We start from the raw sequence: 21,418 nt of genomic DNA, 5'->3' as shown, positions 1-21,418 counted from the left end.
TGGAATTATAAAACAGAAATACTTTATCTGAGCGAATGAGCAGTGACATAGCTCGCAGCGTTTTATGCTCACCTGATGAAAAAGGTGCTATCGCTATTAGGATAGGGCATTCTGAGAAAACGTTATCCGATAGAATCGATGTTTGGCCAGTTAAAAAACATTCTCAAAATAGAGTAACAACAATGCGACTATTTTTGGTTCGGCACGGTCAAACAGAAGCGAATCTGAGCGGTGTTTTCTGTGGTATGACGGATGTGGAGCTGACTGAAACGGGGATAAATCAGGCTAGGCAAGTTGCCCGTTATCTATCGGCAGTGACATTTTCGCAAGCGATAAGCAGCGCGTTACGGCGGGCGCGTCATACTGCGGAGATTATTCTGGCCGATCATTCGCTATCAGCTACCATTGATGTGCAACTCAATGAGATGCATTTTGGCGCATGGGAAATGCGCCATCACCGCGATTTGCAGCATGAAGACGCAGAAGCTTGGGTTGCTTGGTTAGCGGATTGGCAACAGACATCCCCGACCGGGGGTGAAACCTTTCCGACATTTGCGGCTCGGATAGAGAATGTGGTTCAGCAACTGCTGATACAAGAAAGTCAGGATAATTTGTTGTTAGTCGCGCATCAGGGAGTATTGGGCTTATTACTGGCGCGTCTGCTAACTATGCCGCCTGCTGCTATGTGGCGCTTTCATTTTGAACAGGGAACGTACAGTGTCGTGGAAATCCAACACGGATTTACTACCTTGCGCACATTTAATAACCGGACTGGCTGGCAGCCGCCTGAGACACGGAAATAACACCATGCAAACATTTTCATCGATCATTAATGCGATTGTGCCATTGGATAACGTTGCGATGGCGCGTACTGCTACTCGATTGAATGAGCTGGTTAAACCAACAGGCAGCTTCGGACGTTTGGAACATCTGGCGATTCAGCTTGCCGGAATGAGGGGATTATCGGGCCATCATATTGATCGTAAGCAGATTATTGTGATGGTTGCTGATCATGGGGTTTATGACGAAGGCGTGACCATATCGCCCAAATCAGCAACGGCTATTCATGCGCAGAATATGATGAAAGGGATCACCGGTGTTTGCGTGTTGGCGGCAAATGCGGGTGCTGATGTGAAAGTTGTGGATGTAGGCATTGACAGTGATCCTGTGCCGGGATTAGTGAATATGAAGATGGGGCGTGGCAGTGGCAACATTGCTCAAGGACCGGCAATGAGCCGCCAGCAAGCAGAAGATCTATTGCTGGCAAGCGCACACCTGACGCTGGAACAGGCTGCAAATGGCGTGAAACTGTTTGGTGTGGGGGAATTGGGTATGGCGAATACCACACCGGCGGCGGCTGTGGTCAGCGTCTTTACAGACAATGATCCACAACAGATTGTAGGAGTTGGGGCTAACTTCCCCAGAGAACGCTTGCATCACAAAGTGGCGGTTGTGCAACAGGCGATTGAAATCAATCGGCCTGATGCCAGAGATAGCATTGATGTATTGGCCAAGGTTGGAGGTTATGATTTGGTGGGTATGGCGGGCGTAATGCTTGGCGCCGCCTCTGCCGGGTTGCCGGTGATTCTGGATGGATTCCCTTCTTACGCGGCGGCGCTGGCCGCTTGTCGAATTGCTCCTGATGTGCGTCATTACCTAATTCCTTCGCATTTATCGGCAGAGAAAGGTTCCATTATTGCGTTGCAACACCTGCAACTAGAGCCTTACCTGCATTTGGACATGCGTTTAGGGGAAGGTAGCGGCGCTGCGTTGGCTATGCATCTGGTGGATGCGGCTTGTGCTATGTATAACGATATGGGACTACTCGCTGAAAGTAATATTGTGTTACCGTTCTAATTGTCAGGATAATTTAATAACCAGCATTAATAAGAAAATAAAATAATTATATTCAGACTTGAATATTGTCAGGTCTGGAATTCTACTAATCTTACCGTTGAATGAGACTTATATACGATGAGTTCGTTTATCGTATTTCTTTTACTTCACTGATAAATTTCAATATTTAACTGTTCACGGAAAGTGTTAAGTTAAATTTCATAGGTGAAATCACCTATTATATATTTCACTAAATAACAGTTAAAATAAGGAAGGAATAAAATGTCATCGAAAGTTATAGCTATAAACCCTGGTCAATCGTTTGAGATTTTTAAGCATGGAAATGTAATATTTCCCAATCATTATCCTTTGGCGATTATAAAAAACAATGGTATGGCGCCGATTAGGGCGGTAAATTACTGGGCTCCCCCGATTGGAGATTATAACCAGTATGGTTATATTGATGTTTACCCTGGTGAGGAAAAAACATTTCTCGCACCTGTTAACGCTGTTTATTTTTATAAAATTATAGTCACCAATCTCAGCACTATTTACAACGCAGAAATTGAAGTTACATCGCAATTTTGGAATTGGTAGTTGATCTTTCATGAACCCTATTTTAAGAATTTCACTATCTACCAAACCAATCAGGAGGCAGGTTTTGACCTGCCATCCTTTATTTTTAGTTGATATTAAATTTCGCTCTTTTGGATTCCCTTATTCTTGGATAATAATTTTAAGCATTTTTAGTAAATATATCCCGTAATATTTGCTTGGCAATGACTTTCATTATACTTAATCGTATTGGATTAAAAATCCATTCAAATTTAATTTAAGTGGAATATTGGCAGCAATTAAATGTTATTTATAACACCAAAGGATTAGCTAAATTTCCCTTATCATGAGGTTTATCACATTCTTTGGCAATGAACCCAATATCTATATTATATTTTTTATCAAGATAATATATATTCATGTTTTTGAATATTGACTAACTGATGGTTTTCTATGGCGAATATAATCTATTTAGAAATTAGGGGTGATAAGCAAGGTTTGATATCACAAGGATGTTCAACGGTTGATTCTATTGGTAATACATGTCAGCTTGGTCATGAAGACCATATATTTGTTTATGAATTGACGTCTAATATAACCAGAGGTCAACATGTTAACCATCAGCCGGTTGAGATAAGAAAGCCAATAGATAAATCTTCTCCTCTTTTGGGATTAGCCATAACCAATAAAGAATCGCTGCAATGTATTTTTTATTTTTACAGAACATCAACTAAAGGTGGTTTAGAACTCTATTATAAGATAAAACTCACCGGCGCATATATATGTGGATTGAATGGGTTTTATCCAAACTCATCTACGCATAATGAATGCCAGCCACAGGAGAGTTTATCTTTGATGTATAAATCAATAACGTGGGAACATATTATGTCCGGCACCAGTGCATATAGCATATGGGAAGACAACGTTTACTGAGGATTTTATGAAAGGGATATCTCATCTTTCTTATGATTTAAATAATTACGCTTCGTCATTGAAGCGTAAAGCACACTTGGCTGCTAGTTTTTTTATAGAAGATAGCCAGTTGAGAATGTCATATTTAAAAGAAATTGATGACTTTGTTAATATAAAAACACGTGAGTTTAAAAATACATTTGATGTAAATGAAAAGAAGAGATTGGTTTATGAAGTAAAAGATGAATATGAAATAACGGAAAGAGAATATCAGGCTTTAAGGCGTAAGGATTATACCAAATATATTGTAACCGATATATTTGAAGATCAGGGCGTGGTTAAATACGCAAAAATAGGCGGTGGGGTTGTTGCTGGTGGTGTTCAGATGTTTGCTGGTTTTTCAGTTTTTAAGTCAGGTAAATTAGTAAGATCTAAAACTGTCAAATCACTGGGAGTTGTTTTATTCGCTCATGGAGGTAATAACTTTTATGAATCTATTAGTCCGATTCTTTATGAAAATCAAGATATCGGCTGGGTCAGGGCAGGATATAGGCACATCTCTCATGCTTTAGGTTATGATGATGGTGTAGCTGATGTTGCTTATAGTACAGTTGATTTAGTGGCGAGTGCATATGGAACATATGGAATGTTTAAACTTAAACCGGGAACAGGGAAATTGTTCAGATATATTAATTCGGATTTTTCCAGAAAATGGCGGTTAACACCAAATCCTATTTTAACCATTCAAATATCTGGTAGTATATATAAAGTCAAACTTTTGATAGATGATATAAATAAACTTCATGACGATTGAAATTTATTTTTTATTTTAAAACGAATATAAAAGGCTGCTAATTTTAACCCTGTGATGGGATTACAGCTAACGGAAAGGCTATAATAAATTGAGAATGAGATAAAAAAGAGTAAGTAAATAAATGACATTAATGGAATACTATATTCCTTTTCACTGAAAAACATACCTGATATTATAAATAAACAAACTGAGGTTAACATTATTAGTGGTGCAGCAACTTCTTCAGCTATAAATAGTAGATAATGACAAAAACAATCTGTTTTGCTTTGATATTTATTATAAATGTGCGGGTCATCTTTATGCAGGACAAGAAAGCTTCTCTTTATCTTAATCAATTCTTTAAAGGTGAATCCACTATTTAATATTAATTTTCTTAAGTTAGTTAGGTTCATTTATTTAGACCCGATTTTATTTTGTTTTATAATTGGCTATTTTTGTTGATATTTTATTGATGAATTTAATAATTGGGCTTGTTTTTATTTTAAAACGAATATAGAAAATTAACAATTTTGAACCTGTGATTAAATTACAGCTAACGGAAAGGCTGTAGTAAATAAAAGCAGAAATAGCAAAAAATAAGTAAATAGATGACATTAATGGAATTCCATATGCCATTTCACTGAAAAACATGCCTGTTATTATAAATAAAAAAACTGAAGTAGAAAATGTTAATGGTAAAGAGACTTCTTCAGCTATAAATAACAGATAATGACAAAAACAATCTGTTTTACTTTGGTATTTGTCATAAACATCAGGCTCATCTTTGTGTAGAATAATAAAGCTTCTCTTTATCTTAAGTAATTCTTTTAAGGTGAATCCGCTATTTAATATTAATTTTCTTAAGTCAGTTAGGTTCATTTATTTAGGCTCGATTTTATTTTGTTTTATGGTTATTTTTATTATTTTTTATAATTTCTTGAGTTTTTCTTTTATTTTAAAGCGAATATAGAAAATTATTAATTTTATGCACATGGGGAAAGTATAATTTTGACAAAAATGTTTGTAACATAAACATATCATTGTCACAATGACATAAGTAAGTGATGTAAATGGAATCATAAACCACGCATTATCGTACAGTTCTATTAATATGAATACTACATACCAGGCAGTTATGTATAACACAGGAAAACCTACTTCTTCAGAAAATAATATTATAACATTGTAAATATTATCGCTTTTTGTGTAATGTTTTATTACATATCTTCTTTCATCATCGTCAAGATTTTTAAAGGTTCTTTGCATCATAAGAAGCTCCTTAAATGTGAATCCACTACTGAGGGTTAATTTTCTTAATTTCTCCAAATCCATCTATTCAATCTCATAATATTTTGTTGATATAATGACTTATCATAACATAATTATAACTTTATTATACCTAATAAATGCATTATTTATATCTGTTTTTCAAAAGCTTGTTGTATTTAATGGTATGGTACTGCTGTCGTAATAGAAATGAGAAAGAGAATTGTTATCAGAATAGATAATGCGGAAAAAACAGCACCTTATTATTTCGGTTGTTATTTATTACATGATTGAATGACAAAGTATATACAATGAATTCGTTGATTGTATTTTTTCACTGTGCTGACAAATTTCAATATTTAACTGTTTGTGGAAAGTGTTAAGTTAAATTTTACAGGTAAAACTACCTGTTATATATATTACTAAACAACATAAATAATAAGGAAAAGAATAATGTCAACGAAAAAAAGAATATCTATAGGTCCTCTTCAAACCGTTGAGATTTATAGTAGTAGCAATATTGTAATGCCCAGTACTGTCCCAACGGCAGTTATAAAAAACAGGACTATAGCACCAATTAGAGCTATAAATTACTGGGCTAGTCTGACTGGAGATTATCAGCAGTATAGTTATGTTGATGTTTATCTTGGAGAAGTTAGAATACTCGCAAGACCTACTCACCTTCTTTACCGATATAAAATAGTAGTTTCCAATCTTAGCAGTACTGAAACGGCAGAAATTGATTTTGTATTGGATTCTAAGTATAAAAACACTGCCATTCGTTCAAGAAAAATACTGTTGACCAATCCACATGGATTTGAAATTTATAATTCTGGTGATTCAGTACTCCCTACTGAATTCAGTGATGCAATTATAAGAAACACTGGCTTTGCACATATTAGGGCTATAAATTATTGGGCTGGTCCGTTTGGAAGTTATAATATGTATACTCATGTTGATGTTGACGCCGGTAACACCGATATACTTGCATCACCGCCTAATGTTGTTCATTACTATAAAATTGTAGTCTATAACATTAGCCGTGATGTTCAAAATGCAGAATTTGAAGTTATGTCTCATTTATGGTTAAGCGATAAATGAAGCAGGAGGCAGGTTCTGGCCTGCCATCCTATTTTTTATTTTTATATTGATAATATTCTTAATTAGATAAAAGGGGTTTCCCCCCTTAAATAAAAGAGTGTTATTTATATCCACTATTCTAATTAACGACTAAGCGCAATGCCGGAAGCTTGTTGTTCCAGCATATTTTTCGCTAAATCGACAATAATTGCTGCGGCTTCGATGGGTGGTGTGCCGCCACGATGAATATTCGAGATACAAGTGCGGTCGGCTTCAACCGTTTTTTCTACAGTTGGTTGGTAAACGGCATAGCAGGAGAGACTTTCCGATTGCCCCAATCCGGGGCGTTCTCCAATAAGTAAGATAACCACTTTAGCTTTCAGTAACTCGCCAATTTGATCTTCGATTTTGACACGGCCATAGCGCACAAAAAATGGTGTGCCGATGCACATTCCTGCTTGTTCCAACCCTTTTAACAGTGGTGGCACAAGATCTTCGTAGTTGGTGGTAATGGCATCAGTAGAAAGGCCATCAGAAATCACAACCTGTACATCGGGGCCGGTTTTGCACTGTGTCAGCAAGGTTTCTACCGCATTCGCACTGAGTTTTCTTCCCAGGTCCGGCCGAGTTAAATAGAGATTTTTATCGCTAACTTGAGATTGCACTTCCAGCAATCCTTGTTTTTCTATCCATTCGGTCGGGACTTCTTTTAACACCGTGTCTTTAGAACGGGAGTGATCAGCCTGAAAACGTAGTAATGCCTGAGTGCGGGGGCGTGGACCGCTGCGGCCGGTACCGACTCTCGCCACAGTGCTGCGGCGTAATTCCTGTAAGACTTCCATACGGTTCGGGTTTTGAACACCGATCCACTGTTTGGCTTCTAAGGAGCCTAAATCCGGCGTACAGTTTTCAGCTTCGTCGATGATTCCCGCTGTAGGGGGGGATAATGTTTGTGGTTCCTGGCTAAAGATCGCATTATCGGCACACGTTTTAATTGGTTTTTGGTTCATGGTGGTTTATCTCAGCAAAGAATCAGAAAAAGAACGATGCATCGCCTGCACGTGATGTTAAGCGGCCGTTTGCCATCAATCCCATATGTTCTAGCCAGCGTTCAAACTCTTGGGATGGGCGCAGATTGAGCAGATGGCGGATAGTAGCGGTATCGTGGAAAGCGGAAGTCTGGTAATTGAGCATAATATCATCACCAAGCGGCATTCCCATGATGAAATTACACCCTGCGGTTGCCAGCAAGATCATCAGGTTTTCATTTTGGTTTTGATCGGAATCTGCGTGGTTGGTGTAGCAGCAGTCACATCCCATTGAGACGCCACTGAGTTTTCCCATAAAGTGATCTTCTAATCCGGCTCGGATGATTTGGCGATCATCGTAGAGGTATTCCGGTCCGATGAAACCGACAACGGTATTCACCAGAAATGGGTCATAGTGGCGTGCTAAACCGTAGTTTCGTGCCTCCATTGTCACTTGATCAGCGCCAAAGTGAGCACCGGCGGAGAGGGCTGAACCTTGTCCGGTTTCAAGATACAGGCAGTTATCGCCAGCAAGACGGCAATATTCCGCGCCAACGGCACGGGCTTCATCCAACATAGCCAATTCTACGCCAAACTCTTTTAGCCCTTTTTCACTGCCGCAGATACTTTGGAAAATCAAGCCACCCGGCGCCCCACGTTTAATAGCTTCTATCTGAGTCGTGACATGGGCTAAAACACAGCCCTGTGTTGGAATAGCGAATTTGTCGATCACTTCATAAATGGTATCCAGCACGCGAGTGAGATTTTCCACATCGTCAGTTACCGGGTTAACTCCGATGACTGCATCACCAACGCCAAATGATAATCCTTCGTAAATTTGGGCCAGAATGCTTTGTACATCGTCGCGGGTATCGTTAGGTTGTAGCCGGGCGCTGAACGTTCCCGGTGTCCCAATGGTGGTGTTGGCTTTTTTGATCACCGGCATTTTTTTCGCGCCATAGATCAGATCCGCATTGGAACTAATTTTTGCTACGGCAGCGACAACTTCAGAACTGATCCCTTTACGCAGAAAGGCGATATCATCCACACTAGTATCATCACTCAATATATATTCACGTAGTTCGCCAATACTCCAGTTTTTTATGCGGGCGTAGGCGATTTCGTTAATGTCATCCTGAATAATGCGAGTCACGCAATCCTCTTCATAAGGAATAATCGGATTCATGCGAATATCCGCAATCGTCATTTCTGAGAGGACATGTTTAGCCGCTACACGTTGTTGGGAGTTTTCGGCAGCCACCCCGGCTAGCACATCCCCGGAACGCAATTCGTTAGCCATTGCCAGCACCTGTTTGACATCTTTAAACTGATAGGTCTTACCAAAAAGCTGAGTTTTCAATTTCATGTTTACACTCTCTCAGGAAGGAAAAGCCAGTGATTTGATAGTGACGGGAACGACAGTGCCATTAAATAGTGGCGTGCCAATGTCGATATAATCTCCGGTGCGGGTGATAACTTCATCAATAACCGCCAGCGGCCGTTCTCCCATCAGAGGATGTAACAGCATTCCCAATGCCTTACCAAAGTCTTGACCAGCGACGATGAGCAGCGGGTGAGAAGAGGGATAGCGTCCGGTAAAATTCTGTAAAGCGGTAATGCATGTCTGCACGGCGGCATAGTTCACCGGCAGGGCGTCGGGCAGGGCCAGTGCGTATAGATCCTGTTCGGCATTCAGATCCATTTGTATGAGTGCATGTTGCCAGGATTCTGCCAGTGATTCAGCGGCTTCTGTGTCAGGATGGACGACAGGAATGTTGCGTAGTGGTAGTGATAGCGTATCGAGCCAGATAGTACTACCGGATAACGATAATGTATGAGCGCCGGCGCCAATGACTGTAGCACGCACGGTTTGTTTCGGCACTTGCAGCGGCAGTTTGACGAAATCATTATCACGATGAATAGCTTGTGCCAGCAGTGGCCCTAAATCGTGAAAACGGAAGAGATCATAATCCGATGCTTGACGATAACATTCTCCTACCCCGCCGGAGAGGGTGACGGCATAGAGTTCATCACAGTTTGGCAGCGGTTCGGTCATCAGTAATTGTTGCGCCAGTGGTGTGAGTGGACCGGTGACGACTTCCCACAGCAATTGCGACATCCGCGTAGCAATTTGCTGTATTTGCATGATTGTCAGATGTTGAATATCTGTGTTTTCGCCAAATAGTGAGTCAACGATGAGTGCTCCTGGCGGATGCGCCCGTAAAACTTTCCCTTGAGAGTCGGTTTCCAATAAGCGACCGCCGACATTTAAGCAAGCAGAGGCAATAAGTCGCCCGGCATCGAATAGCGCATAGTTGGCTGTGCCGCCGCCGATGTCAATGTTGAGCACTCTGGCCATTTTCTGTTGTGAAAGTGCTTGAGCGCCGGAGCCTAAACCGGCAATCATGGATTCCAGATGTGGTCCCGCGGTTGCGACAACAAAATCCCCTAATTTTTGTGCCAGTGTCATAATTACAGGGCGTGCATTGCATGTTTTCGCTGTTTCACCCGTAATGATGACCGCGCCGGAATCGATACTTTCTGGATCGATGTTTGCTGCCTGATATTGTGCCTGGATCAAGTTGAACAGTTCGTCTTCACGCAATTGTCCGGCGAAGTCTACGGGGGTAAATAACACCGGGCTTTGCCAGATAATCTCGCGGCTAACAAACTCGTAGCGTGGCACTTGTGATACCGCTGCACGGTTCACCAGTGACAGACGCGAAAAGATCACTTGTGTAGTGGTAGTGCCGATGTCAATACCGACACTGAATAATTCCTTGGCTTCCATCGCTACGCCTCTTGTCTGCAATAAGGCGTATGTTGGCATTTTTTTTTATAAATCAGTATTAAATATCGTCAATTTGGTTGAAAGGTCAACGGTAGTCACAAAAACATTAGGGGTTATAATAAAAATGGCGTATACCTGTCATCTTTCAAGTTGCCTCTTTGCTGGCTGCACTCACTCCCCCCGGTAACATAGTTCTCTATGCTCCCAGGAATTCTCTCCCTTGCCGCCGCGATGCATCTTGAGATCCATAGGGTATAGATACAAGATGCTGGGCGAAGTTGCTAAGAGAAACAAGCAGATAAAGCTGCAATGTGTCAGGGCAGAGGGTTATCATCAATACATTAATAAAAATGAAGAATTATTGATCTTACACCAGATCGTGTTGTTGGCTATCGGTTATATATCTTCCAACAGACTTTCGTTACGGGGTGAGAAAAATGATGAATAGCGGAAAAGTTTGGTTGGTAGGTGCCGGTCCAGGCGATGCGGCGCTGATTACTGTCAGAGGATTGCATTGTATCCGTCAGGCTGAGGCTCTGGTGTATGATCGATTAGTCAGCCCGGACCTGTTATCCGAAGCACCTGATGACTGCAAAATGATTAATGTCGGCAAAACGCCGAACTATCACCCAGTGCCGCAACGGCAAATTAATCAGATCTTGGTAGAGTGTGCGCAACAAGGGTTAAATGTCGTCCGGCTGAAAGGGGGAGATCCCTATGTGTTTGGCCGTGGTGGTGAAGAAGCGGAAGCTTTGGCGTTGGCGAAAATCCCTTTTGAAGTGGTACCGGGCATCAGTTCATCAATTGGTGGTCTGGCTTGTGCCGGGATACCGGTCACTCATCGTGATTATGCATCAGGTTTTCATGTTATTACCGGCCATCTGCGTCAGGGAAATGAGTCACAGGATTGGGCGACGCTGGCAAAGCTGGAAGGTACGTTGGTGATCTTAATGGGAATGACTCAACTGGCGAGTATCTGCGAGCAACTGATTGCAGGCGGTAAAGCGCCGACCACGCCAGCGGCGGTTGTGATGTATGCCAGTCATCAGCAACAACAGGTTGCCAGTGCAACCCTGCTAACTCTGGCTCAGCGGGTGGCAGCTCAGGGATTGACTGCGCCAGCATTAATTGTGATTGGTGATGTGGTGCGCCTGCGGGAAACATTGGCTTTTAGCCGGGATCGTCTATTGCTGTCTTCCGTTCCATCACTGATGGCACTCTGATTTTCTGCTTAACATTTGGGGATAATATTTGATGAGCGAACATGGCGGTAATGTGCTGGAAATGGCGCTGAAAATGGGTGTTACAGTCGAAGAGATGATTGATTTTAGCGCTAATATTAACCCATTAGGGATGCCGGAATCTCTGAAAGCGGCCATTATCGATCAATTACCATGTGCAGAGTATTATCCTGATACAGAATATCGCCGATTGCATGCAGCGTTAGCGCAGATTCATCATTGTACTGCGGAAAACCTGATGGCGGGTAATGGGGCTACTGAATTGATTTATGCTGTGGTGAATTATCTTAAGCCGCGCCGAGCCATGTTGTTAATACCGGGATTTGCTGAATATCGGAAAGCCTTACAGCGGGTTGATTGCCAGATTGATGAGTATGTGATGCGTGAAACTGATGATTATCAGCCTGATCAACGTTTATTGGCGGCATTGGATAGATGTCGCCCTGATTGCCTGTTTCTTGCTACACCCAATAATCCAACCGGTTTAATGCCAGATGCTGCGTTATTGCAGGCGGTATTTGAACGTTGCCGTCAGCATAATATTGCACTGATTGTCGATGAAGCGTTTATCGATTTTCTCCCGGATACTACCGGATTTATTCCTCAGATAGCGCATTTTCCTCGTCTTTATATTCTGCGTTCACTCACGAAATTTTTTGCTATTCCGGGGCTGCGCCTTGGTTATCTGGTCAGTAGTGATGCAACGGGGATTCGGGCAATGAAGCGCTGGCGGGAGCCGTGGACGATTAATGCTTTCGCAGCATTGGCTGGTGAAATTGTTCTTAATGATAACGCTTACATTCAAGCAACCCACCGTTGGTTAGCTGAACAACAATGTTGGCTTTATCAGGCATTGGCTGCATTACCGGAATTGCGTGTTTGGCCTCCTTCGGCAAATTATATCTTCCTGCGTTGTCTGCGCCCGGAAATCAATCTTCAACAGGCATTGCTGAAACAGAGAATACTGATTCGTCATTGTGCTAATTATCCCGGCTTGGATGCGGATTATTATCGGGTCGCTATTAAAGGCGAGCATGATAATCGTCGTCTGGTCTCGGCGTTACGTCAGGTATTCGGTTATGGCTGAAGCACGTTGTCCTGCATCGTGTGGTGAACTTATCCAAGGGTGGATACTGGGTGGCGAGAAATTGATCTCTTGCCCGGTAAACTGGTTCAGTGAGGTGTCTGTTACAGATGGCGTGCCGGGGAAAGATGAACGTCCGCGTATGCGCCAAATGATGAAAATTGTACTGGCGTATTTTGGTTTGTCGGTGGAAATAGCGCGAGGTTTACGGATCTCCTTTACCTCTACGATTCCGGTGGCAAAAGGGCTGGCAAGTAGTACCGCTGATATTGCCGCTACGGCGCTGGCGACGGCGCGTTATCTGGGAGAAACAGTTGATGAAACGACACTGGCTAGCTTTTGCGTACAGCTTGAGCCTACTGATAGCACGTTGTTCAGCCAACTTACCTTGTTCGATCATCAAACGGCGGCTACTCAGATTGCTTGTGACTGGCAGCCATCTATCGATATTTTGTTATTGGAAAGCACTGAAACCTTGATCACGGCTGATTATCACCGTTTAAATCGCCATCCGACATTATTGAAGAACGCCGCAGTGTTAGAACGTGCCTGGAGACTATTTTGTCAGGCTGTTGCGACACGGAATTATCTAAGGTTAGGAGAAGCCACGACGCTCAGTGCGCAGGCCAGTCAAAAACTGTTGGTAAAACCCGCATTTGACAGTTTGTTAGAACTGGTGGAACGCAGTGGGATCTACGGGCTGAACGTTGCTCACAGTGGCAGTGTTGTCGGGTTATTGTGCGATCGTCGCCATCATGATGTTGAATACCTATGCTGGTGGTTGAAACACCGAGGCATAACCCGTTTTTATCCGCGTCAGCACTTGCTGACTATGATACCGGGCGGTGTTCGTTAACTGTAGGAGGAGACTTATGTTGGATTATTTGCCGATGTTTTGTCAGATCCGGGATAAAACCTGTCTGTTGGTTGGCGGAGGTCAGGTCGCTGAACGTAAAGCGCGTCTGTTATTAGATGCTGGCGCACATCTATTAGTTAACGCACGGGAATTCACCTCGCAATTTAAAATATGGGGGGATAACGGCCAAGTGACGCTCATTCACGGAGAGTTTGAGCCTCACTGGCTTGAGCATTGTTGGCTGGTTATTGCCGCTACTAATGATGCGGTGGTGAATGGCTATGTGAGTGATTGTGCGACGGAGCGCCGCATTTTTTGCAATGTGGTGGATGAGCCACAGCAAGCCAGTTTTATCACACCGTCAGTGATTGATCGCTCGCCACTGGTAATTGCTATCTCCTCTGGGGGTAATGCGCCGGTATTGGTCAGATTGTGGCGTGAAAAACTCGAACGGTTGTTACCAATGCATCTTGGTCGTTTGGCCGCTTATGGTGGAACGCTTCGTCAGCGGGTAAAACGACATTTTCATCATTTGGCGGCACGTCGTCACTTTTGGGAACGGTTTTTCACTAATGAGCGATTAATGCAATCGCTGGCGAGTCAAGATCGCCAACAAGTTGATCGGGTAGTAGAAACATTATTCTCTGAGTCAACTCAAGCAAATACAGACAAAACGAACTGATTAAGATATTGGAGCCAGACAAATGAGTGAGGAGCGATATAAACAGAGAAAACAGCGGCAAAAAGAGAGATTTATGGCACAAGTTGCAGCCGCTCAGGAAAGCCGGGGGATTGTTATTATCTATACCGGTAATGGCAGAGGGAAAACCACCGCAGCAATGGGGACGGTGACACGAACATTGGGTCATGGATTAAAGGCCGGGGTTATCCAATTTATTAGAGATGAATGGTCAGCCGACGAGCGTACTTTGTTGCAGCAGCATGGAGTAGAGTTTCAATTAATATCAATAAATTTGACTGGAGAAACGCAAAATCGCACTCAGGATATTGCTGCTTGCTCTGAGGTTTGGCAGCACGCTTTGCGTATGATGCGTGATCCTGAATTATCATTGGTAGTGCTGAGTGAATTGGCTTGCGTGATAAATAGCGGTTATCTATTACTCGATGAAATTATCAGAGCATTAAATGGACGGCCAATTAATCAGACGGTGATCATTACCGGACAAAATTACCCTGCTGAATTAATTGAATTGGCCGATACGGTGAGTGAAATGTGTCCTGTAAAATATGTTTTCACTTAATTATGTGTTTTCCAGTCATCACATCAGATAAAGAGTGATTCACATTTTTATCTTGTTTAACCAGTGCATTAATTTTTCTCATGGTGATATTTGATACTGTGCCAGATTTATGAAAACGCTCTGCCATTTTCTGCATTTTGATGAGTTGTTTATCATTCATTACATGTTACCTCGATTAATAAACCAGACAATAAGTTGTCTTTAAGATTCTTATCATTGATATTAAGAAAGTTTTTGACTAATAGATTATAAACTTTCAACAGCTTATTGGAAAGTTCTTTAGTTAGTGAATTGTCGCCCATGAGCGATGAGAAATCATTAGTGGTAAAAGTTTTCATTGAGAGTATTTATTATTAAAATTATAACTAGTCAAATGTGATTATATTTTTGGAGTGTTAAAAACATACCGGGTAATTATTTTCGAAATAATTTAAAATTGATGGTAAAATTTTACCCTATGTTTACTTAGATTAAGTATATAAAAATAAATTAATATTGAGGTGATTAATTCACTGGTTGTGATGAACTTTGTTGAATATATATTCCATAAAGCTTGATAATACATTAAATAAATTCCATGCAATGTATTTCACCATCCAATAATTTTAGTTTATTTACAAGTTGGGATTTGTATCTAATATTGTCGGCGGAATAAATATAACGTTAATTTAAGTTTTGATATGTGAAACGAATTCACGTAATCCATATCATATTCTGTTGCACACTTTATTAAGTTTCAAACAACGCATGATTATTTAATTTATAAATTAAGAGGTTTAATATGTCTATTGAAAATACCGATATAGCTGAACAAACAACGGGCAAGGATTCAGTTGTACTTGGACATGCAGAAGCGCCAGCAATACATTCTATCGCAATTGGTGCTTCACCCCGAAATTCTAAAACCATCAGTGAAGCGGCTATTGCGATTGGGCAAAATCAAATTGCGGGTAAACAGGGTGATACGAAAGTCGTTTGGCCGATTGCGATTGGTGCTGATTCTGTATCCAACGGCTTGGCTTCTATCGCTTTGGGACAAAAGGTGACTGCGAGTGCGGCTCAGGCTGTGGCGATCGGTCAACACTCCTCTGCAACAGAAAAGGGGAGCATTGCGTTAGGTTCGGATTCTATTGCTAATAAACCGAATGTTGTTTCTGTAGGAAAAACGGGTCATGAACGTAAGATTATACATGTCGCGGCGGGAGATATTTCAAATCACAGTACTGAGGCGGTTAATGGTCAGCAGTTACATGCTGAATCGGCAAGGATTGATATATTATTGGATGCAAAGAATAAGGAGTTGGAAGAGAAGATTCAATCTCTGGAAAGTGATATAGCTAATCTTACTTTGCTAGTTCAGAATAGTGTGGATGATGTTGCATCATTGAAGAAACGGCTTCTCGATGCATTGAATTATTAATATCCGTTGGTTGTTGTTTCACATATTCTTATCCTTGAATACCAGGATAAGAATATATTCCAGATAATATGAGTAGGGGGTTAAATTCAAGTTAATATTTAAATGAATAACGAAAGCTAAATGATTGAATCTCTGCTAATCAATTTGTCTAAATGTTTATTTAGATGGTTGATTATTGGTTTGTTCCATTCCAGCGTTAAATTTTTATCACCTTTAATTATGAAAGGAATATAATATATGTCAACATCATATAGTGTTTCTCAGAATGAACTCAAACAAGTATATGAGCTTTTGCCTGCGCCGTGGATAGCAGAGGCTAATAATAAATGGCAATTAGATATAAGTCAGGTGATTGATATCAATGGCGCGACGATCTATGTTAATCCGTACCAAAATATGATGACAGGGGATAAGATTAATTTATCTTGGCAAGGAGAGTTTGGTAGCCCTTATATATTACAGGATACGGTGACACGCGAAAAAAGAGGGAAGATTCTAACTTTCATCGTACCTTTTCCTGTATTAGAACAATATCCTGGGAGCTATGTCCGGTTGAACTACAATATTACTCGGGCAACGGGAGAATTGGCTCGATCCCAACCAGTGGATTATTACATAATTGGGGAAAGGGCTAAATTGCTGGTAATAGGCGCTCGTTATTCGCGACAGGGGTTTTATAACTTTGGGGCTACTCCTCCTTGTTATATTAGTGCGCTGAATTCCAACACTTTGCGACCTGTACTGGCCGAATGGCAATATGCAGGGGAACAGAAGTGGGTTGCTGGCAGCAATTTTCAAGATGTTTTGCCGTATCGTCCTTTGCGTGTGCGTTTGGCTAACCAATTAGTGACTTTGAACCCGTGTAATATTGCAGGTAATGGCTGGCATGCGATTGGAAATGGGTTGGGTAGAGATTATACCGCTGCGTTTGTTGCCCGGCGAGATAGCGGTTATATGGTTGCCTGGGGAGATGCTGGTTTTGGCGGCAACATCCCGGTTCCTTTAACAACTTTAAATAATATTGTCCAGATAGTGAGTACAGTAAATGCCTTTGCGGCACGGCTAAGTAGTGGTCATGTCGTTGCCTGGGGAAGTGCCGAATATGGCGGGGTTGTTCCAACGGAAATTGCTGGGTTAAGTGATATTGTCGATATTGTGGGATCACTAGGAGCATTTGCGGCTCGTCGGGCTACGGGGCAAGTTGTTGCTTGGGGAAATCGCGGTCATGGTGGATTAGTGTCACCGGCAATTGCGGCAATGACAGATATTGTGGATGTGTGGGGAGCAGCTAGCGCTTTTGTGGCCCAGAGAGCTACGGGCCACTTAGTCGCTTGGGGAAGCGGTGATAAGGGAGGAGCATTGCCGCCGGAAGTTGCCGCAATGACAGATATTGTGGAAGTCGTGAAGGCTGCTTGGGCTTTTGCTGTGAGGCGGGCTAATAATTCTGTTGTTGCATGGGGATATGGTAGTGATTTTGGTAGTGTTGTTCCAAGTGAAATCAGTGCATTGAGGGATATTATTAAGTTAAGCAGTTCGAACAATGCCTTTGCGGCGCTACGGGCGAATGGTTCAGTGGTGGCTTGGGGAAGAGACAGCTATGGCGGAGTGGTGCCAAAAAATATAGCAGGATTAAATGACATTGTTGAAGTGACTGCAACAGTGCATGCATTTACAGCCCGTCGTGCGAATGGCTCTGTGGTAGCGTGGGGGGATGTTGATAGGGGAGGAAAAGTTCCAGAATTTATCTCAAATCTGCAAGATATTATTCAGGTAACAAGCTCGAAGGCTGCATTTGCTGCGTTGCGCCGTGATGGAACGGTAGTCACTTGGGGCGATAGCGAATGGGGGGGAGATAGTCGTGCGGTGGCAGAGCAGTTGAAAAATGTTCGTGCTATCTACGGGAGTAGTACAGCGTTTACCGCGTTAACTGCGGATGGTCGCGTAGTGACGTGGGGTTTAGCTGGGGGAGGAGGAAATAGTAGCTCAGTTCAGGCATTGCTCAAAGGGCAGGTATCCTATGAAATCGCAACACAATAAATTAGAGTTATTTAATTGTCACCCTTAAACGGCTTCTTAGGGAGATAATACTGTTCGGTTAAGATTTCTTATAACGAGCTGGATATTTTTCTGGTGTATAAAGCACTGAACACTCGTAACTTCGGTGCTTTTTCTCTTTTGGTAGGATACACATCTTTATATTCTCTCTCATTTTTTTCAATCTGGATGGCAATGTCTCTGTTCCCCATAATTCCTGTCTGATACCCGATGGGAAATGATTTCTCAATGTATTGAATTATTAATATCCGTTGGTTGTTGTTTCATATATTCTTGGCTATTAGGTTGAGGATATATAATAAATGATTTAGTGGTGAGATTATTATTTGATAATTATTTATGGGATATATTGCAGTGAATAACAAAATAATTTCCTTGCTCGATTTCACATATTAACTGCATTTGCTCGGGTAAATTATATAAATGGTTTTGTTGAGGGAAATGAAAATATATACAAATAACATAGTGTCGGTTTGTATTTGATTGGTTCAATAAGTCATTATATTTAGTGAAGCTATATGATACATTAAATAAACCCATGAAATATATTTCATAACCGAATGGTTTTAATTTATTTACAAATTGAATTTTTTGTATAATATTTTGTTTTAACAATAGTGGCGTTAATTTTGGTCCGAGTGAAAGGTGGGGAGGAGTATAATAATGTTTTTAAATTACGTTAAGTTTGTTTAATATTCCACGGTGACAAATTTGAAAAGAAATTATTATGTGTTATTTGGTTGTTTCTGATGAAAAATACTAAGTTATATTGCTGGGTTTATTAATCTAGTAACAAGTTATAATAATTTAATTTCTGAATTAGGGGGTATATATGTCTACAGAAGATATGAATATAGCTGATCAAAAAGTTGGTAAAGATTCCGTTGTTGTTGGGAATGCAGAAGCACCAGCAATATATGCTATAGCAATTGGTGCTTCACCACTAATTTCTAAATCAATTAGTGAGGGCGCTATTGCTATTGGGCAAAATCAACAGGCGGGTAGAGAAGAGAATCAAAATCAGGATTATAAAGTCATATGGCCAATTGCGATTGGCGCTGATTCTGTATCCAGTGGGACAGCTTCTATTGCCCTGGGGCAAAAGGTTGTCGCTAGTGGGATTCAGGCAGTAGCTATTAGCCAAAATTCCACTTCAACAGGAAGTTCGAGTGTTGCAGTGGGATCAGACTCTATATCCAGCGGTTCGTCTGCTGTTGCTCTGGGGAGAAAAGCGATTGCCAGGGGGAATCAGGCAGTAGCAATTAGTCAAAATTCCTCTGCAACAGGAAGTTCGAGCGTTGCATTAGGAGAAGGTTCTGTATCCAGCGGTTCGTCTTCTATTGCTCTGGGACAAAAAGTTTCTGTCAGTGGGTCTCAAGCAATTGTGATTGGTCAAAACTCCTCTGTAACAGGGAGTAGGAGTATTGTATTAGGATCAGACACTCAATCCAACTCTTCGTCTTCTATTGCCGTGGGGCAAAAGATTAATATTAGTGCGTCTCAGGGAATTGCGATTGGGCAAAACGCCTCTGTAACAGCAAGTGGGAGCATTGCATTAGGCGCAAATTCTGTTGCCAGCAAACCGAATGTTGTTTCTGTGGGAAAACCGGGTAATCAACGTAAGATTGTGAATGTTGCTGCCGGGGATATTTCCAGAAACAGTACGGAGGCGGTGAATGGTCAGCAATTATATTCTGAATTGGCAAAAATGAGTGCATTAGATATGAAAAATAAGCAACTGGAAATGGATATTAAAAAGCTGGAGAGTACTATAAATAGGCTTACCCATTCTATTGCTAATCTTACTCTGCTGTGCCAGAAAAATGCAGATGAAGTTGCTTTGTTGAAGAAATGAATTCTTAACATATTGGATTATTAATAACAAATGGATTTGACTAAACTAATAAGTGCATTTTCAGGCGGGGAAGTTAGTTGCTATTACCTTAACCTTAGCATCTTTCTTTTTCCAAAGGAAAATGCACTAAAGCTCATCAACCATTAGCAGAAAGTTGAAACGAAATCAGGAAATAAAAGAATGGATTAGCCGGTTAATTTGGTAGGGGGTAAGTCCTGAACATAAAAGCCAGCTCGGAAACTGGCCTTTCACGCATCGGTTAAAAAATAGATTTACAGAAAGCAAGGTGTTGACAAGTAGACAACAACGCTATGAACGCTTGATATGAAAGATTTAACAGATTTCATGATGAACTCTCTTTATTGGTAAAATGTGATTTGTTTCACGAAAATCTAAATTGTGGCTGTGATTTTAATCAGAAAAACTTCAGAGTCAAGCAGTTTTTAAAAATTATTTTAAATATTAAAATAATTTTGCGTTGGTGTTTTAGGTGATGAAGTGAGCGAATCACGTGGGAAGAGGATACTGTGCGCTATAAACAATCTTGGATTTTCTCCAAAGATTAATCTCAAACTAAATGTCGATATTTTCTCCATACTTTTAGTAAAACATCTATGTTAATCTTAATATTCAAGTTAAAAGTTAGGAGTTTTTAAGTGAAGAATATAGTGATTCGCCATGTTGAAGAAAGCGATTGTGAACAAGTTCGCCAGTTATACGCTAACCCACAAGTTTACTGTGGTACTTTACAATTACCTTATCCTTCTCTGGAGACATGGATAAAGCGCATTACAAATCTTTCTGCCGGATGTTTCTGTTTAGTTGCTTGTATTGAGGGAGAAATTGTGGGTCAGATGGGTATTGAAATATATCAAAACCTGCGGCGTCGCCATGTTGCTACTTTTGGTATGGGGGTACATGCTGATTATCAGGGACAGGGTATTGGTAGTGAATTAATGGAGGCTATGCTCGACATGTGTGACAGTTGGTTAAACATTGAACGTATAGAGTTGGAAGTATATACAGATAATGATGCTGCTATCGCATTATATAAAAAATTTGGATTTGAGATTGAAGGAATGGCTAAACGTTATGCTTTTCGTAATGGTCGATATGTTGACGCTTATTATATGAGTAGGATTTCAGATATTAGAGGGAAATTCCAATCTACATTAGAGAGCTAGTTTATCAGATGAACAGAAAACAGTATTTTTTAGATATTGAGTTATTTATTACTGCCAATCATCCAAAAATAGTTAATGTTTTAATTGAGAATAAAATCCTATGATTGTTTTTTTGATCTAGAATTTGATTGATGTGAATTTTGATAGATTATATTTATAATAATTTAATATGTTAATTATAAAATAACGTTATTTAACTC

Annotated in this window: 19 protein-coding genes and 1 pseudogene; 15 read left to right on the top strand and 5 right to left on the bottom strand. The window is 41.0% G+C overall.

The annotated features are described in order from the left end of the window. Window positions 1-182 precede the first annotated feature (182 nt). The 5 genes from EAE90_RS19105 to EAE90_RS19085 all read left to right on the top strand — a co-directional run bounded on the left by EAE90_RS19105 (window position 183) and on the right by EAE90_RS19085 (window position 4,117). Window positions 183-803: an adenosylcobalamin/alpha-ribazole phosphatase gene (locus EAE90_RS19105; RefSeq protein ID WP_214054814.1), complete on the top strand. Its 621-nt coding sequence runs from the start codon at window positions 183-185 to the stop codon at window positions 801-803. Window positions 804-807: 4 nt separating this feature from the next. Further along, window positions 808-1,857, top strand: coding sequence for a nicotinate-nucleotide--dimethylbenzimidazole phosphoribosyltransferase (gene cobT, locus EAE90_RS19100; protein ID WP_214054813.1), 1,050 nt, complete (start codon window positions 808-810; stop codon window positions 1,855-1,857). 261 nt (window positions 1,858-2,118) lie between these two features. Beyond that, on the top strand, window positions 2,119-2,433 hold the full coding sequence (locus tag EAE90_RS19095; RefSeq protein ID WP_036777367.1) for a hypothetical protein: 315 nt from the start codon (window positions 2,119-2,121) through the stop codon (window positions 2,431-2,433). Between the two features lie 411 nt (window positions 2,434-2,844). Further along, a complete protein-coding gene (locus tag EAE90_RS19090) occupies window positions 2,845-3,324 on the top strand; it encodes an Hcp family type VI secretion system effector (protein ID WP_214054812.1) in 480 nt (159 codons plus the stop codon). A gap of 7 nt (window positions 3,325-3,331) precedes the next feature. After that, window positions 3,332-4,117: a DUF4225 domain-containing protein gene (locus tag EAE90_RS19085; RefSeq protein WP_214054811.1), complete on the top strand. Its 786-nt coding sequence runs from the start codon at window positions 3,332-3,334 to the stop codon at window positions 4,115-4,117. Between the two features lie 408 nt (window positions 4,118-4,525). Here EAE90_RS19085 and EAE90_RS19080 read toward each other — a convergent pair whose 3' ends face one another. Further along, on the bottom strand, window positions 4,526-4,975 hold the full coding sequence (locus EAE90_RS19080) for a hypothetical protein (protein ID WP_214054810.1): 450 nt from the start codon (window positions 4,973-4,975) through the stop codon (window positions 4,526-4,528). Window positions 4,976-5,815: 840 nt separating this feature from the next. Between EAE90_RS19080 and EAE90_RS19075 the strand changes: the two genes are divergently transcribed. Further along, window positions 5,816-6,463 (top strand): hypothetical protein, encoded by a 648-nt coding sequence (locus tag EAE90_RS19075; RefSeq protein ID WP_214054809.1) that lies wholly within the window; start codon window positions 5,816-5,818, stop codon window positions 6,461-6,463. A gap of 122 nt (window positions 6,464-6,585) precedes the next feature. Here the strand turns inward: EAE90_RS19075 and eutC are convergent, their stop codons facing one another. The 3 genes from eutC to eutA are packed head-to-tail and all read right to left on the bottom strand — an operon-like array spanning window position 6,586 to window position 10,261. Next, on the bottom strand, window positions 6,586-7,452 hold the full coding sequence (gene eutC, locus EAE90_RS19070) for an ethanolamine ammonia-lyase subunit EutC (protein ID WP_246550963.1): 867 nt from the start codon (window positions 7,450-7,452) through the stop codon (window positions 6,586-6,588). A gap of 22 nt (window positions 7,453-7,474) precedes the next feature. Continuing rightward, window positions 7,475-8,836 carry an ethanolamine ammonia-lyase subunit EutB gene (locus EAE90_RS19065; RefSeq protein ID WP_214054808.1) on the bottom strand — a complete coding sequence of 454 codons (1,362 nt, stop codon included), beginning with the start codon at window positions 8,834-8,836 and terminating at the stop codon, window positions 7,475-7,477. Window positions 8,837-8,848: 12 nt separating this feature from the next. Then, window positions 8,849-10,261, bottom strand: a complete 1,413-nt coding sequence (eutA, locus tag EAE90_RS19060) for an ethanolamine ammonia-lyase reactivating factor EutA (protein WP_214054807.1) — start codon at window positions 10,259-10,261, stop codon at window positions 8,849-8,851. Between the two features lie 440 nt (window positions 10,262-10,701). Between eutA and cobA the strand changes: the two genes are divergently transcribed. From cobA to cobO, 5 genes and pseudogenes are all read left to right on the top strand, one after another. Continuing rightward, window positions 10,702-11,484 (top strand): uroporphyrinogen-III C-methyltransferase, encoded by a 783-nt coding sequence (gene cobA / locus EAE90_RS19055; protein WP_214054835.1) that lies wholly within the window; start codon window positions 10,702-10,704, stop codon window positions 11,482-11,484. Window positions 11,485-11,515: 31 nt separating this feature from the next. Next, window positions 11,516-12,589, top strand: a complete 1,074-nt coding sequence (cobD, locus tag EAE90_RS19050) for a threonine-phosphate decarboxylase CobD (RefSeq protein ID WP_214054806.1) — start codon at window positions 11,516-11,518, stop codon at window positions 12,587-12,589. Further along, the gene (locus EAE90_RS19045; RefSeq protein ID WP_214054805.1) at window positions 12,582-13,442 is read left to right on the top strand and encodes a GHMP family kinase ATP-binding protein; all 861 of its coding nucleotides are present in this window, start codon (window positions 12,582-12,584) and stop codon (window positions 13,440-13,442) included. Before cobD ends, EAE90_RS19045 begins: the two co-directional genes overlap by 8 nt. Window positions 13,443-13,461: 19 nt before the next feature. After that, window positions 13,462-14,091 (top strand): annotated as a pseudogene (locus tag EAE90_RS19040) (NAD(P)-dependent oxidoreductase); the annotation flags it as partial. Window positions 14,092-14,146: 55 nt separating this feature from the next. Further along, window positions 14,147-14,704, top strand: a complete 558-nt coding sequence (gene cobO / locus EAE90_RS19035; protein WP_214054803.1) for a cob(I)yrinic acid a,c-diamide adenosyltransferase — start codon at window positions 14,147-14,149, stop codon at window positions 14,702-14,704. Here the strand turns inward: cobO and EAE90_RS19030 are convergent. Continuing rightward, a complete protein-coding gene (locus EAE90_RS19030) occupies window positions 14,697-14,864 on the bottom strand; it encodes a hypothetical protein (RefSeq protein ID WP_214054802.1) in 168 nt (55 codons plus the stop codon). The two genes, cobO and EAE90_RS19030, sit on opposite strands and share 8 nt — an antisense overlap. Window positions 14,865-15,485: 621 nt before the next feature. On the opposite strand from EAE90_RS19030, the gene EAE90_RS19025 reads away from it, so the two are divergent. From EAE90_RS19025 to EAE90_RS19010, 4 genes are all read left to right on the top strand, one after another. Further along, window positions 15,486-16,124 (top strand): hypothetical protein, encoded by a 639-nt coding sequence (locus EAE90_RS19025; protein WP_214054801.1) that lies wholly within the window; start codon window positions 15,486-15,488, stop codon window positions 16,122-16,124. A gap of 237 nt (window positions 16,125-16,361) precedes the next feature. Then, entirely contained in the window at window positions 16,362-18,161 is a 1,800-nt protein-coding gene (locus EAE90_RS19020) for an RCC1 domain-containing protein (protein WP_214054800.1), read from the top strand. A gap of 850 nt (window positions 18,162-19,011) precedes the next feature. Beyond that, a complete protein-coding gene (locus EAE90_RS24315) occupies window positions 19,012-20,034 on the top strand; it encodes a hypothetical protein (RefSeq protein WP_281422376.1) in 1,023 nt (340 codons plus the stop codon). A 656-nt stretch (window positions 20,035-20,690) separates the two neighbouring features. Next, window positions 20,691-21,218: a GNAT family N-acetyltransferase gene (locus EAE90_RS19010; RefSeq protein WP_214054799.1), complete on the top strand. Its 528-nt coding sequence runs from the start codon at window positions 20,691-20,693 to the stop codon at window positions 21,216-21,218. Window positions 21,219-21,418 lie beyond the last annotated feature (200 nt).

The organism is Photorhabdus caribbeanensis (assembly GCF_018448885.1).
Classification (GTDB): Bacteria; Pseudomonadota; Gammaproteobacteria; order Enterobacterales; family Enterobacteriaceae; genus Photorhabdus; species Photorhabdus caribbeanensis.
The sequence above is the reverse complement of the archived record's forward strand: the minus strand, read 5'-3'. Positions and strand labels throughout refer to the sequence as shown.

Coding starts and splice junctions, on each gene's coding strand:
- cobA (WP_214054835.1), top strand. CDS start 10,702: ATGAATAGCGGAAAAGTTTGGTTGGTAGGTGCCGGTCCAGGCGATGCG.
- EAE90_RS19095 (WP_036777367.1), top strand. CDS start 2,119: ATGTCATCGAAAGTTATAGCTATAAACCCTGGTCAATCGTTTGAGATT.
- cobT (WP_214054813.1), top strand. CDS start 808: ATGCAAACATTTTCATCGATCATTAATGCGATTGTGCCATTGGATAAC.
- eutA (WP_214054807.1), bottom strand. CDS start 10,261: ATGGAAGCCAAGGAATTATTCAGTGTCGGTATTGACATCGGCACTACC.
- cobD (WP_214054806.1), top strand. CDS start 11,516: ATGAGCGAACATGGCGGTAATGTGCTGGAAATGGCGCTGAAAATGGGT.
- EAE90_RS19030 (WP_214054802.1), bottom strand. CDS start 14,864: ATGAATGATAAACAACTCATCAAAATGCAGAAAATGGCAGAGCGTTTT.
- EAE90_RS19025 (WP_214054801.1), top strand. CDS start 15,486: ATGTCTATTGAAAATACCGATATAGCTGAACAAACAACGGGCAAGGAT.
- eutC (WP_246550963.1), bottom strand. CDS start 7,452: ATGAACCAAAAACCAATTAAAACGTGTGCCGATAATGCGATCTTTAGC.
- EAE90_RS19090 (WP_214054812.1), top strand. CDS start 2,845: ATGGCGAATATAATCTATTTAGAAATTAGGGGTGATAAGCAAGGTTTG.
- EAE90_RS19065 (WP_214054808.1), bottom strand. CDS start 8,836: ATGAAATTGAAAACTCAGCTTTTTGGTAAGACCTATCAGTTTAAAGAT.
- EAE90_RS19085 (WP_214054811.1), top strand. CDS start 3,332: ATGAAAGGGATATCTCATCTTTCTTATGATTTAAATAATTACGCTTCG.
- EAE90_RS24315 (WP_281422376.1), top strand. CDS start 19,012: ATGTCTACAGAAGATATGAATATAGCTGATCAAAAAGTTGGTAAAGAT.
- EAE90_RS19105 (WP_214054814.1), top strand. CDS start 183: ATGCGACTATTTTTGGTTCGGCACGGTCAAACAGAAGCGAATCTGAGC.
- EAE90_RS19080 (WP_214054810.1), bottom strand. CDS start 4,975: ATGAACCTAACTGACTTAAGAAAATTAATATTAAATAGCGGATTCACC.
- EAE90_RS19020 (WP_214054800.1), top strand. CDS start 16,362: ATGTCAACATCATATAGTGTTTCTCAGAATGAACTCAAACAAGTATAT.
- EAE90_RS19075 (WP_214054809.1), top strand. CDS start 5,816: ATGTCAACGAAAAAAAGAATATCTATAGGTCCTCTTCAAACCGTTGAG.
- EAE90_RS19045 (WP_214054805.1), top strand. CDS start 12,582: ATGGCTGAAGCACGTTGTCCTGCATCGTGTGGTGAACTTATCCAAGGG.
- cobO (WP_214054803.1), top strand. CDS start 14,147: ATGAGTGAGGAGCGATATAAACAGAGAAAACAGCGGCAAAAAGAGAGA.